We start from the raw sequence: 12,483 nt of genomic DNA, 5'->3' as shown, positions 1-12,483 counted from the left end.
GCATGAGCCCTCCTCCCGCGCGCGACACCGTGTTCGTGGTGGACGACTCCCGCACCGCCCGGGAGGTGGTGCGGCTGCACCTGTCGCGGCTGGGCTGCGAGGCGGTGGCGCTGGAGGGCGGCGAGGCGTGTCTGGCCGAGCTGGCCCGGCGCACGCCGTCGCTCATCCTCCTGGACCTGCGCATGGAGCGCATGCAGGGCGACGAGGTGTGCCGGCGGGTGAAGGCGCACCCGGCGGGGCGCAACGTGCCCGTCATCATGTTCACCTCCGGCGGCGAGCCGCACGAGGTGATGCACTGCTGGCGCGCGGGCGCCGATGACTTCCTGCCCAAGCCGGTGGCGCTGGGGGCGCTCGAGGCCAAGCTGGCCGCGGTGCGCCAGGCCCGGGAGCGCGCCCACGACGCGCTCGCGCGCGGGCGCCGCGTGCTGCTGGTGGAGGGCGGGCGCTTCCTGCACACCTTCCTGGGTGGCTCGCTGGAGCAGGAGGGCCTCCACGTCCTCTACGCGCGGGACATGGGCGACGCGGCGAACCTCGCGGCCGACCATGGCGCGCGGCTCGATGGCTTCGTGGTGGATGTGTCGCGCACGCCCCGCGAGGCCCTGGCCCTGGCGGCGAAGCTGCGGGACGCGCACCCGCGCAAGCCCCTGGTCCTGCTGTCTCGCGCGGAGGAGTCGCAAGAGGTGCTCGCCCGCGCGCAGGCGCTGGCCGGCGCGCCGCTCCTGGAGAAGCGCCACATGGGCGCGGACGAGCTGCTGGGCCGCGTGCTGGGGCGCCTGATTCCGGGGCACACGCCGCTGCGCGCCGCCGAGCGCGTGCCCTTCTTCACGGTGGTGGAGTTCGCCACGCCCACCGGGACGACGCTGTCGGGTTTCAGTCATGACGCCGGCCCCGGGGCGCTCTTCGTCCGCACGCTCACCCCGGCCCGCGAGGGCACCCGGCTGTCGCTGAAGGTGCTGCTGGCCGGCCAGCGCGCGCCGTGCACCGCCGAGGCGACGGTGGCGTGGTCCAACCCGCCCCTGCCGCCGGGCCCCTTCCGCGCCGCCGCGGGCATGGGGCTGCGCCTGGAGCAGATGGACCCGGTGCTCACCCAGCAGTTCGTCCGCTTCGTTCCACGGGGTCTCGGTTTTCCGGCTCCCGGGGCTCCTCGCGCATCAGGTTTCTGAGAGGCGGGGGCGCGCGCGGCCACCCCGCAGCCCGGGACTTTCGGGTGAGGCAATCCCTGGCACGCGGGTGGCAGAGGTCACGGCCGCCGCTGGCGGACGGGACACCGGCGAGGTCCGGACGCCGCCAGCGGGGCCGATGTTCAAAAGGGAGGGTCGAATGCGGCAGTGGAAACGCTGGAGCTGGGCCGGAGTGGCGGCGGTGGTCGCCGCGGGCTGTGACGAGGGTTCCCGGAAGTCCCCCATCGAGAACGAGCCCGTGCAGCAGGCGGCCCGGCTGGAGGCCTTCCCCGGCTGCGAGTCCCTGGAGCAGCACATCGAGGACACCGCGACGAAGCAGATGCGCGCGGCGCTGGAGACCTACAAGACGTACTACTTCGGCGGCGGACGGGGAGACGAGTCGCCCACGACGGGCGCGCCCCCTCCGGAGGACTCGTCCGGAGACGGGGACGCGCCGAACGACTACACGGGCACCAACAACCAGGTGGCCGGCGTGCACGAGGCGGACTTCGTGCAGAACGATGGCAACCGCATCTTCGTGCTGTCGGGCACCCGCCTCTATGTCCACCGCTCGTGGCCCGCGGAGCAGCTCACGCGGACGGCCGTGCTGGAGGTGGAGGGCTGGCCGCGGGAGATGCTGCTCGATGCCGAGCGCAACCGGCTGGTCATCACCTCGGATGTGTACGAGCCCCGGACCGGGGACGCGAAGGAGGACCGCCTCCCGGGCGGGGCCCCCATGCCGGCCACGGACTGCGCGGGCTTGCTCTGTGGCTCCATGTACAACAACACCGTGAAGGTGACGGTGGTGGATGTGGCGGACCTGGCGGCGCCCCAGGTGGTGGAGCAGGTCTACGTGCCCGGCACCTACCTCAATGCCCGGCGCGTGGACGGCGCGGTGCGGCTGGTGCTGGCGGACGGGTTCGACTGGCCGGAGGGCGTTCGCCTCTACCCCGAGTATTCCTCCGATATCTTCAACGACCGGAACCTCATGGCCGCGTACCTGGACGCGCTCATGACGCAGAACGAGCAGCGCATCCGCGCGCAGACGCTGGAGCAGTGGCTGCCGCCGGGCCGGCGCGTGGCCCCGGACGGCGCGGAGACGCCGCTGACGTATGAGTGCTCGTCCTTCTACCGGACCAACGCGCCCACGGGGCTGGGCTTCGTGTCGGTGCTGTCGCTGAACCTGGATGAGCGCGACGCGGTACCCGGCCGCACCAGCCTGGTGGCCACGCCCGGCGAGGTGTACGCGTCCAAGGACTCGCTCTACCTGGCGGCCCGCCACTGGTGGTGGTGGCCGGAGCCGGGTCAGACGCCGCACACGTACCTCCACAAGTTCGACATCCGCGACCCGAACGGTGCCACCTACGTGGGCAGCGGCACGGTGGAGGGCTACATCTCCAACCAGTTCGCCATGGACGAGCATGAAGGGGTGCTGCGCGTGGCCACCACCGTGGAGCTCCCGCCGGAGGACACGGGGAACAACGACGGGGTGACCTCGTGGACGCCCCCGGAGACCCTCAACCGCGTGGTGACGCTGATTGAAGAGGGCGGACACCTCGAGGAGCTGGGCCGCAGCGAGGACCTCGCCCGCGGCGAGCGCATCTTCAGCGCCCGCTTCGTGGGCACGCGCGGCTACGTCGTCACCTTCCGGCAGGTGGACCCGCTCTTCACCTTCGACCTGAGCGACCCGGCGAACCCGCGCAAGGTGGGCGAGCTGAAGATTCCAGGCTTCTCCACCTACATCCACCCGCTGGGGGACACGCACCTGCTCACCTTCGGCGAGCACCGCAACGAGGACGGCACCTGGCAGGACCGCGCGTTGAAGCTGTCGCTCTTCGACGTGAGCGACCTGGCCCAGCCGAAGGAGGCCTTCACGTACCAGCTGGGCTCGATGAGCAGCCACAGCGAGGCGCTCCACGAGCACAAGGCCTTCACCTACTTCCCGGCGAAGGGGCTCCTGGCGCTCCCCTTCACGGACTGGGACTACACCGCCCCTGACTACTGGTCCGGCTTCCGCAGCGAGCTGCGCGTCTTCCGCGTGGACACCGCCACGGGCTTCTCGCCGGTGGGCACCGTCTCCGTGCGGGACATGTTCCAGACCATCAACTTCCAGGGCTGGAACTGGTACTGGCAGCCCACAGTGCGCCGCAGCATCATGGCGGACGACTACGTCTACGCCATCTCCGACGCGGGCCTGCGCGTGGCTCACGTGGCCAACGTGCAGACGCCGGTGGCCACCGCGCCCTTCCTGCCGCCCATGCTGCCGTGACGCGGGAGTGACGGTGGCACGCCCCCTGGGTCGTCGGGGATTCCAGGGGTGACGTGTCACGGAGACAGGGCGGCGCCCCCCGGTCAGGCGGGGGGGCCGCGAGGCGTCAGACGCGGGCAGCGCATTCCCTTCCGGAAGGCGCTATAGGCGCACTCCCCATGTCGACCGCCGTCTCGTCCCTACCTTCCGTGAAGTCCCCTCGTACCGAGCTGCGTGAGCTGGCGCGGCTGGCGATTCCCATCGCCATCGCCCAGGGCGGCCAGGCGCTCATGGGCCTGGTGGACACGCTGGTGGTGGGCCGTGCGGGGACGTCCTCGCTGGCGGCGGTGGGCCTGGGCAACGGCCTCTTCTTCGCGGTCAGCTCCTTCGGCATGGGCCTGATGATGGGCTTCGACCCCATGATGTCCCAGGCCATGGGCGCGCGGCACTTCACCCGGGCGCGGGGGCTGCTGTGGCAGGGCGCCTGGCTGGCGCTGTTCGCGGGGGTGCTGCTGGCGTCGCTGTTGGTGCTGATGCCGCCCTTGCTGTTGCTGGGCGGCATTGGCGCGGACGAGGTTGCGGGCGCGCGGGACTACCTGGTGTGGCGCGCGCCCAGCATGCCCTTGATGCTGGCCTTCCTCATGGTGCGCTCGTATTGCCAGTCCACGGCGTATACGCGGCCCCTGGTGGTGGCGACGGTGGCGGCCAACGTCTTCAACCTGGCCGCGGACGTGCTGTTGGTGTTCGGCGGCGAGGTGCTGCCAGCCGCTTTCGGGCCGCTGCGAGCGATACCCGCCATGGGGGTGGCGGGCTCCGCGCTGGCGACGACGCTGTGCACCGGGGTGCAGTTGGCGGTCGTCGTGTTCGCGGTGCGGGCGCGTCCACTGGCGGGCGCTGAGGCGTCCACGCGGTTGCCGGTGTGGGCGGACCTGTCCCAGGCGGTGAAGCTGGGCATCCCCATTGGCCTCCACTTCGCCGCGGAGATTGGTGTGTTCGCGCTGGCGGGGGTGCTGTCGGCGAGCCTGGGCCCGGCGAGCGTGGGCGCGCACCAGATTGCCATCTCCTTCGCGAGCGTCACCTTCACGGTGGCCATGGGTATTGGCAATGCGGGCAGCGTGCGGGTGGGCTGGGCGGTGGGCGCGCGCAACGGGCGGCAGGCGCGGCTGAGTGGCTTCATGGCCTTCGCGGGAGGCGCGGGGTTCATGGCGCTGGGCGGGCTGATGTTCGCGCTGTTCCCGGAGCCGCTGGCGCGGTTGGCCGGAGCGCCCGAGGACGTGTTGCCGTTGGTGGTGCCGCTGCTGATGGTGAGCGCCGTCTTCCAGGTGTTCGATGGCGTCCAGGGCGTGGGCGCGGGCGTGCTGCGCGGCGCGGGCGACACGCGCTTCACCTTCGTGGCCAACATGGTGGGGCACTACGCCATTGGCCTGCCGCTGACACTGCTGCTGGGCTTCAAGCTGGGGCTGGGCGTGGTGGGCATCTGGTGGGGCCTGTGCGCGGGGCTCATCACCGTGGCGGTGGCACTGCTGTGGCGCTTCAACCGGATGAGCGCGGGCACGCTGCGTCCGGTCGAAGCGTAGCGCCGCGCGCCTACCAGGGCAGGTACTGCTGAATCATCTGCCGCCACACGGGCCAGTCGTGCGTGCCGCCCTGCCACACGGCGAGGTGGTTGCCGATGTCCTTCCGCCACAGGAGCTTGGAGAGGTGCTCGTTGGAGGGGCGGCAGAAGTCGTGCTCGCCCACGGCCAGCACCATCTCCACGCGCTGGAGCGCGGACAGCAGCGCCGGGTCCGTGAGGTTGGGCAGCCACTCCGTGCACGAGTGGAAGTAGACGTCCGTGTCGTGGTGGCCATCGAGGAACTCGTCCGTCTCGAACTTGCCGCCCATGGACAGCAGCCGGCGGAAGACGTGCGGGTGGCGCAGCCCGATGTTGTACGCGTGGAAGCCGCCGAAGCTGCACCCGGCCAGGGTGAGGCGCCCGCCGGTGCTGCGGCCCTTGAGCAGGGGTACCACCTCGTGGAGGAGGTAGTCCTCCCACTGCTGGTGGCGCCGGACGCGGTCCGCCGGGTGGATGGCGGTGTTGAACCACGACTCCTCGTCCACCGAGTCCGGGCACACCACCACGTATCGGCCGGACTGGATGCGGTCGGCGATGGCGCCGATGAGGCCGAAGTCCTCGGCCTGGAAGAAGCGGCCCTTGCTCGTCGGCAGCAGGAGGACCGGCTCGCCCGAGTGGCCGAAGATGAGCAGCTCCATGTCGCGGTGCAGCCGCTCGCTGTACCAGCGGTGGTATTCGCGGTTCATGGCGCGCAACTTAATCGCAACGCGTCAACGGCTGCGACCTGGGTGCGATGGCCGCCCGCCAGTGAACACCTGCGCGGCTGTCTGCCTTTGCCGAGTCGGCGGTTACCCGGCTGGGATTTCGTTGCAGCTCCCACGGCCTTCGCGCCGCGCCAGTTGGAGGGTGCAGCCCAGCGTCACGCCCGCGTCCAGGAGGCCGGAGCGGTCTGCGTTCGTGCCTCCGTGGGAGAGCGCCTCGAGGGCGGCCTCGACCTCGGGAGCGCAGGTCGTCGTGTTGGCGACGGCGCCTCTCATGGGTAATCCCGTGGGCCGAGACGCAGACGGTTCGACGCCGTGAGCCAGTCTGCCCGCATTCTCCATTCTCGGACATACCACCCCGGGGGGAGAGCGCGTCTGGAACATCCGTAGGACAAGGCGTCTTGTGCCTGTCAGTCGCCGGAAACCAGAATCCAGACGCACGCGTCCGCTTTCACGAGCGGGCACGTGTGCGGCGGGGGGAGTGCCATGACGAAGGGCCCGGAGCGCCCTGGGGAACCATCACGGCCACGCGTGGTCACGGATGAGCCATTGGCTCATGTGACGGAAGACGACCGCCCTCACCTGTTACGCGAGCATCTGGAGGCCGTGGGGCAATGGGCCGCCAGCTTGGCGCCACGAGAGGATTTGCGCGCACCCGCCCTGGCCACGGGGCGCTGGCATGACCTGGGCAAGTACACCCGGGACTTCCAGATACGCATCCGCAAGGAGAACGGCTTCGAGGCGCACCTGGAGAAAGAGGGCGCGCTGGAGCGGGACCACTCGACGGCAGGAGCGCTCTGGGCGCTGGGTCGGGACCGCCGCTTGCTCCCACTGGCACTGGCGATTGCCGGGCACCACGCGGGGCTGCCGGACCTGGCGCAATTCAAGGAGCGCCTGGGGCGCAAGGAGAAGCAGGCACTGCTCGCGGATGCGCGGGCGCGGTGCGACGTCCCCGCGTTGCTGGAGGGGCCGCTGGGCTTCGCGCCGGACGTGCTGTTGCAGCTCGAGCCACGTCAGCTGGAGCTCTGGACACGGATGCTCTTCTCCGTGCTCTGTGACGCGGACTTCCTGGACACGGAAGCCTTCTTCGACGCGAGCCGGAGCGCGGCGCGCGAAGTGCCGGTGTCCCTGCCACGACTCGCCGAGCGCCTTCGTGCCTTCTTGGAGGAGATGCAGCGAGGTGCCCCGGACACGGAGGTCAACAGCGTGCGCCGCGAGGTGCTCGCGGCGGCGGTGGAAGCTGCGTCCCAGCGTCCAGGGGTCTTCAGCCTGACGGTGCCGACGGGCGGAGGGAAGACGCTGACGTCCATGGCCTTCGCGCTAGAACACGCTCGAACGCACGGGCTCCGGCGCGTCATCGTCGCCATTCCCTATACCTCCATCATCGAGCAGAGCGCGGAGGCGTACCGGCAGGCCTTCCAGGGACTGGAGCACGCCGTCATCGAGCATCACTCCGCCGTCGACCCCGGGAGGGAGACCGCGCTCAATCGCGTCGCGAGTGAGAACTGGGATGCGCCCGTCATCGTCACCACCACGGTGCAGCTCCTGGAGAGCCTCTTCGCCAACCGCCCGTCGGCATGCCGGAAGCTGCACCGGGTGGCCCGGAGCGTCATCGTGCTCGACGAGGCGCAGACGCTGCCGCCGTCGCTGCTGGCGCCCATCCTGGATGGCCTGGGCGCGCTGGTGAAGGACTACGGCAGCTCGGTGGTCATCTGCACCGCCACGCAGCCGGCGCTGAGCCGCCGCCCGGACTTTCAGGAGGGGCTGCCGGAGGCGCGTGAAATCGTCCCGGCCTCGGTGCGCGCCTTCGAGCGCCTGCGCCGGGTGCGGGTGCGGTGGCCTGCCCCTGGGCGAAAGCTCCCCTACGCCGAGCTGGCCGACGCCGTGGCCGCCGAGCGGGACGTCCTCGCGGTGGTCCACCTGCGGGATGACGCGCGACGGCTCTGTGAGCTCGTGAACGCGCGGCTGGGACACCAGGAGACGCTGCACCTGTCCGCGCTGATGTGCCCGGAGCATCGCTCGAAGGTGCTCGCGGACATCAAGGCCCGCAAGCGGCGAGGAGAGCCGGTTCGGCTGGTGGCCACCCAGCTCGTCGAGGCGGGCGTGGACCTGGACTTCGCCGTCGTCTTCCGAGGGCTGGGCGGGCTCGATTCGCTGGCCCAGGCCGCTGGCCGGTGCAACCGCGAAGGCTTGCTGGAAGGGCTCGGAGAGCTGCGCGTCTACGAACCCGAGACCCAGCCACCCAGGGGCGTTCCTCGTGCCGCCCAGGACGTCACGCGCGGCCTGCTGGAGCAGTCGCCAGACCTGGACCTGTTCGCGCCCGAGAGCTTCCAGCAGTACTTCGAGCGGCTCTACGCCACGCGCAGGCTGGACGAGAAGGGCATCCAGTCGCTGCGCGAGAAGCTCCACTTCGCGGAGGTGGCCAGGGCGTTCAAGCTCGTCGAGGACGACTGGAGCGCATCGGTGGTGGTGCCCTATGGGGACTGCGAGCCGCTCCTGGAGGCGCTGCGTGAGCGAGGCCCCTCACGAGAGCGGCTACGCGCGCTGCAGCGCTTCACGGTGACGGTGCCCCGCAAGCTTCGGGAGGCATGGCTGGCGCGGGAGCTGGCCCGGCTCGCCGCGGAGACGGTGGCGTACCTGGGGCCGGAGCACGAGCCCGCGTACCACGAGCGCTTCGGCCTTCTTCTGGACCGGGTCGGCATCTTCGACCCGGAGTTCCTCATTCCCGGTTGAGACCCGCTTCAGGAGGTGTGGATGACATCGACGGCAGGCAGGCGGTTTCGCGTGAGGGCCCGTGGGCCCCTGGCGTGCTTCACGCGGCCCGAGATGAAGGCCGAGCGCGTCAGTTATGAAGTGATGACCCCTTCGGCGGCGCGCGGGGTGCTGGAGGCCATCCTGTGGAAGCCGGCCATCCGCTGGCATGTCCATGAGATCGCGGTGCTCGCGCCGGTGCGGTGGACCAGCTTCCGCCGCAACGAGGTCAACAGCCGCGCCACGGTGGGCAAGTTCGACTACGCGGCGGACGAGGACCGGGCCCAGCGCAACACCGTGGCGCTGCGCGACGTGGACTACGTCATCACCGCGTCCTTCACCCTGGTGCCAGGCAAGGCGGGCCCCGACGACAACGCGCGCAAGTTCGAGGAGATGTTCGAGCGGCGCCTGGAGCGAGGCCAGTTCTTCCACGCGCCCTATCTGGGCTGCCGTGAGTTCGCGGCGCGGGTCGAGCCCGCTGGCGACGACCTGATGCCGCACGAGGCGGGCAGCGGGCGCCGTCCCCTGGGGCTCATGTTCTACGACTTTGTCTTCGACGTGCCCGGCGAGCCGGTGCGTCCCGAGTTCTTCCATGCGTTCCTGGAGGACGGCGTGCTGCGCGTGCCGCCGCGCGCGCAGGTGCTGGGCGGGGGTGCCCCATGATGCTGACGGCACTCAATGACTTCGCGCGTGAGCGCGGCCTCACGGATGACCCGCTGTACGAAGTCAAACCGGTTGACTTCTTCATTCGCATCAGCGCGGCGGGGAAGTACGTGACGCTTGAATCGCTGGCGGGCGAGGACGGCCGGGGCAAGCCCATGCCGATTCCGCGGCTGCCGCAGCGCTCGGTGAACATCGCGGCGGGCTTCTTCGCGGACAACCCGAAGTACGTCCTCGCCTACGAGACGGACGAGGCCAAGGCAAAGGCCGGGAGCGTGAAGAAGCGTGAGGCCCGCCTTGAGGCCTTCTTGAAGCCGGTGCGCGAGGTCGCGGCGGAGACGAAGGACGCGGAGGCTCGGGCTGTCGAGGCGTTCCTCTCGAGCGAGGCCGAGCGGCGCAAGGTGCTGGCGGCTCGGGATGCGGAAGCGTGGACGGGCTCCGAGCTGCTCGCCTTCGTGGTCGGCGACGCCACGACGCCCGTGCATCAGAACCCCGCCATCCGTGCCTGCTGGGAGCGGCGTGCGGGTGAGAGGCACGCGCTGGGACGGAGGGCGCTGTGCCTGGTGACGGGGCGGGAAGGCGTGGTGGCGCTCACGCATCCCAAGCTGAAGAACGTCCCCGAGGCCCAGTCATCGGGAGCCGCGCTGGTGTCCTTCAACGCGCCCGCGTTCTCGTCGCATGGCCTGGAGCAGGGGGACAACGCCCCCGTCTCCCAGGAAGCGGCGCTGGGCTACGTACTGGCGCTCAATGACATGCTCCGGAAGACGGAGCAGCGCCGCTTCCGGCAAGGCATCTCGCTGGGAGACGGCTCGGTGATGGTGTTCTGGACGCGCGCTTCCGCGTCAGAAGAGAGCCTGCTGCTGTCGTGGATGGACCCAACGGAGGAGGACCTTCAGCGCTTCGCCGAGTCGCCGCTGCGGGGCCTGGAGCCGGGGGAGCTGGATGACCGGGCCTTCTATGCCGTGACGCTGGCGGGTAACGCGGGCCGCGTCGCCGTGCGGGATTGGTTCGAGGCGCGCGTGGGCGAGGTGAAGCGGAACATCCGGCGCTACTTCAATGACCTGCGCATCGGCAACGCCCCCTCGGGACCGATTCCTGTCTATCGCCTGCTCAAGGCCGTGGAGGCGCCCTCGGGGCGCGGCCTGTCGCCGGACATCGCCACGCGGATGCTGGGAGCGGCACTTCGAGGCCAGCCATTTCCGCGCCAGCTCCTGGTGGCCGCGCTCGACCGGCTGCGGCTGCCGCCCGCCGACGACAGGTTCGAGCGCGAGCAGCTGCGCCTGCGTGTCGCGCTCATCAAGGCGTACCTGCTGCGCGACCGAAAGCCTGGAACCCCTTCAACGGAGGTCACTGTGTCACTGGACAAGAACAACGCTTCGCAGCCCTATGTGCTGGGCCGCCTCTTCGCCGTGCTGGAGCGACTGCAAGGTGCGGCGCTGAAGGACCTCAACGCCACCATCCGCGACCGCTACTTCGGCGCCGCTTCGCGAAACCCCGTCACCGTCTTCCCCCGCTTGCTCCAGCTCTCCATTCACCATGCCTCCAAGGCAGGGGAGAACGGCAAGTGGCTGGAGCGCGCCAAGGGAGAGGTGATGGCGCTGCTGCCCTCCCAGACGCCGTTCCCGACGGTGTTCGACCTGCAGGCCCAGGGGCTCTTCGCCGTTGGCTACTACCACCAGCGCGAAGCGTTCTTCACGAAGCGCGAGACCGCGGCTCCGGGTGAGTCGGACGCGTCCTCCTCCTGAAGCTCCACTGTCGCCACCTCAATCCCAGAGAAACGCCATGACCGACCTCAAGCATCGCCACGACTTCGTCCTGTTCTTCGATGTGCTGGATGGAAACCCCAACGGAGACCCCGACGCCGGCAACTTGCCTCGCATCGACGCGGAGACGGGCCAGGGGCTCGTGACGGATGTGAGCCTCAAGCGGAAGGTGCGCAACTTCGTCCTGCTCACCCAGGAGGGAAAGCCAGGGTTCGACATCTTCGTGAAGGAGAAGGCCATCCTGAACCAGCGCATCGCGGAGGCATACAAGGGGCTGGGCATCGACCTGGACGACAAGCCCGCCCGCGCCGAGGACGGGAAGAAGCGCAACACGAAGGGAACGGCCCAGGGCTCCGAGGTGGAGAGCGGCCGCGCGTGGATGTGCAAGACGTTCTTCGATGTCCGCACCTTCGGCGCCGTCATGTCCACGGGCGCCAACGCGGGGCAGGTGCGCGGCCCGGTACAGCTCACCTTCGCGCGCTCCGTGGACCCCATCGTGTCGCAGGAGCATTCCATCACCCGCATGGCCGTGGCGACGGAGGGCGAGGCCGAGAAGCAGGGCGGTGACAACCGCACCATGGGCCGGAAGAACACCGTGCCCTATGGGCTCTACCGCGCGCATGGCTTCGTCTCGCCGCACCTGGCGAAGCAGACGGGGTTCGGCACGGCGGACCTGGAGCTGCTCTTCCAGGCCTTCACGCACATGTTCGAGCTGGACCGCAGCGCCGCTCGAGGACTCATGTCCATGCGCAAGGTGGTGGTGTTCAAGCATGGCTCGGAGCTCGGCAACGCACCGGCCCATGTGCTGTTCGACCGTGTCCAGGCCGTGCGTACCCAGCCGGACAGGCCGGCTCGGAGCTTCTCCGACTACGAGGTGCGTGTGGACAAGGCCGGGCTGCCACAGGGCATCGAGGTGGTGGAGCTGGTGGGATGAGCACGGACCGCGAGACGTGGGTGGCGCTGTCCGCGCTCCAGCACCTGCTGTACTGCGAGCGTCAGGCGGCGCTCATCCACGTCGAGCGGCAGTGGCGGGAGGACGTCAACACCGCCTCCGGCCGGTTGCTTCATGAGCGCGTGGACCTGCCAGGGCATGACGCGCGGCCAGGGCGGCGGGTGGAGCGGGCGGTCCTGCTGGGCTCGCAGCGGCTGCGGGTCTCGGGACGCGCGGACCTGGTCGAGTACCAGCGGGACGCCACCGTGCCCTCGGGGTGGCGCCCCTACCCGGTGGAGGTGAAGCGTGGCCGGCACAAGGCGCTGGAGGCGGACGCCGTGCAGCTCTGCGCGCAGGCGCTGTGCCTGGAGGAGATGCATGGCGTGGAGGTCCCCGAGGGGGCACTTTTCCATGGCACGCAGCACCGTCGCGAGCCGGTGCGCTTCGACGCGCGGCTGCGCCAGCGCACCGAGGACGCCATCGCCCGGATGCACGAGTTGCTGCGGCGGCAGGAGGTGCCCTCCGTGCCGCGGGCGCCCCGGTGCGACAGGTGCTCGCTGGAGCCGCTGTGCCTGCCCCATGTGACAGCAGGGCAGCGGCGCGTCCAGGACTACCTGGCGCGATGGATGGATGACGCAGGTTGAACGGAGGCCC

Annotated in this window: 10 protein-coding genes and 1 pseudogene; 8 read left to right on the top strand and 3 right to left on the bottom strand. The window is 70.2% G+C overall.

Annotation, left to right across the window (positions count from 1 at the left end):
* Positions 1 to 2: 2 nt before the first annotated feature.
* From VZL07_RS11990 to VZL07_RS11980, 3 genes are all read left to right on the top strand, one after another.
* Positions 3 to 1,163, top strand: coding sequence for a TIGR02266 family protein (locus VZL07_RS11990; RefSeq protein ID WP_426755637.1), 1,161 nt, complete (start codon positions 3 to 5; stop codon positions 1,161 to 1,163).
* 157 nt (positions 1,164 to 1,320) lie between these two features.
* Complete coding sequence (locus VZL07_RS11985) at positions 1,321 to 3,429, top strand: beta-propeller domain-containing protein (protein ID WP_426755636.1); 2,109 nt, start codon at positions 1,321 to 1,323, stop codon at positions 3,427 to 3,429.
* Positions 3,430 to 3,587: 158 nt separating this feature from the next.
* On the top strand, positions 3,588 to 4,985 hold the full coding sequence (locus VZL07_RS11980; RefSeq protein WP_426755635.1) for an MATE family efflux transporter: 1,398 nt from the start codon (positions 3,588 to 3,590) through the stop codon (positions 4,983 to 4,985).
* Between the two features lie 10 nt (positions 4,986 to 4,995).
* On the opposite strand, the gene VZL07_RS11975 is transcribed toward VZL07_RS11980, so the two are convergent.
* Both VZL07_RS11975 and VZL07_RS11970 read right to left on the bottom strand, forming a co-directional pair.
* Positions 4,996 to 5,709 (bottom strand): esterase family protein, encoded by a 714-nt coding sequence (locus tag VZL07_RS11975; RefSeq protein WP_426755634.1) that lies wholly within the window; start codon positions 5,707 to 5,709, stop codon positions 4,996 to 4,998.
* A 102-nt stretch (positions 5,710 to 5,811) separates the two neighbouring features.
* On the bottom strand, positions 5,812 to 6,000 hold the full coding sequence (locus tag VZL07_RS11970; protein WP_426755633.1) for a hypothetical protein: 189 nt from the start codon (positions 5,998 to 6,000) through the stop codon (positions 5,812 to 5,814).
* Between the two features lie 210 nt (positions 6,001 to 6,210).
* Between VZL07_RS11970 and VZL07_RS11965 the strand changes: the two genes are divergently transcribed.
* The 3 genes and pseudogenes from VZL07_RS11965 to cas8c form a co-directional block, all read left to right on the top strand.
* Positions 6,211 to 8,457 (top strand): CRISPR-associated endonuclease Cas3'', encoded by a 2,247-nt coding sequence (locus VZL07_RS11965; protein ID WP_426755632.1) that lies wholly within the window; start codon positions 6,211 to 6,213, stop codon positions 8,455 to 8,457.
* Positions 8,458 to 8,478: 21 nt separating this feature from the next.
* Complete coding sequence (gene cas5c / locus VZL07_RS11960; protein WP_426755631.1) at positions 8,479 to 9,138, top strand: type I-C CRISPR-associated protein Cas5c; 660 nt, start codon at positions 8,479 to 8,481, stop codon at positions 9,136 to 9,138.
* Positions 9,135 to 10,835: pseudogene (cas8c, locus tag VZL07_RS11955) on the top strand (type I-C CRISPR-associated protein Cas8c/Csd1); the annotation flags it as partial. The gene cas5c and the pseudogene cas8c, both read left to right, overlap by 4 nt.
* Here the strand turns inward: cas8c and VZL07_RS11950 are convergent.
* Positions 10,805 to 10,888 (bottom strand): hypothetical protein, encoded by an 84-nt coding sequence (locus VZL07_RS11950; protein WP_426757285.1) that lies wholly within the window; start codon positions 10,886 to 10,888, stop codon positions 10,805 to 10,807. The pseudogene cas8c and the gene VZL07_RS11950 overlap by 31 nt on opposite strands.
* Positions 10,889 to 10,917: 29 nt before the next feature.
* Here VZL07_RS11950 and cas7c point away from each other — a divergent pair, with 29 nt between their 5' ends.
* Both cas7c and cas4 read left to right on the top strand, forming a co-directional pair.
* Complete coding sequence (cas7c, locus tag VZL07_RS11945; RefSeq protein ID WP_426755630.1) at positions 10,918 to 11,832, top strand: type I-C CRISPR-associated protein Cas7/Csd2; 915 nt, start codon at positions 10,918 to 10,920, stop codon at positions 11,830 to 11,832.
* A complete protein-coding gene (gene cas4 / locus VZL07_RS11940) occupies positions 11,829 to 12,473 on the top strand; it encodes a CRISPR-associated protein Cas4 (protein WP_426755629.1) in 645 nt (214 codons plus the stop codon). Before cas7c ends, cas4 begins: the two co-directional genes overlap by 4 nt.
* The last annotated feature ends 10 nt before the right edge of the window (positions 12,474 to 12,483 follow it).

This window comes from Pseudomyxococcus flavus (assembly GCF_050038885.1).
Lineage (GTDB): Bacteria > Myxococcota > Myxococcia > Myxococcales > Myxococcaceae > Myxococcus > Myxococcus flavus.
The sequence above is the reverse complement of the archived record's forward strand: the minus strand, read 5'-3'. Positions and strand labels throughout refer to the sequence as shown.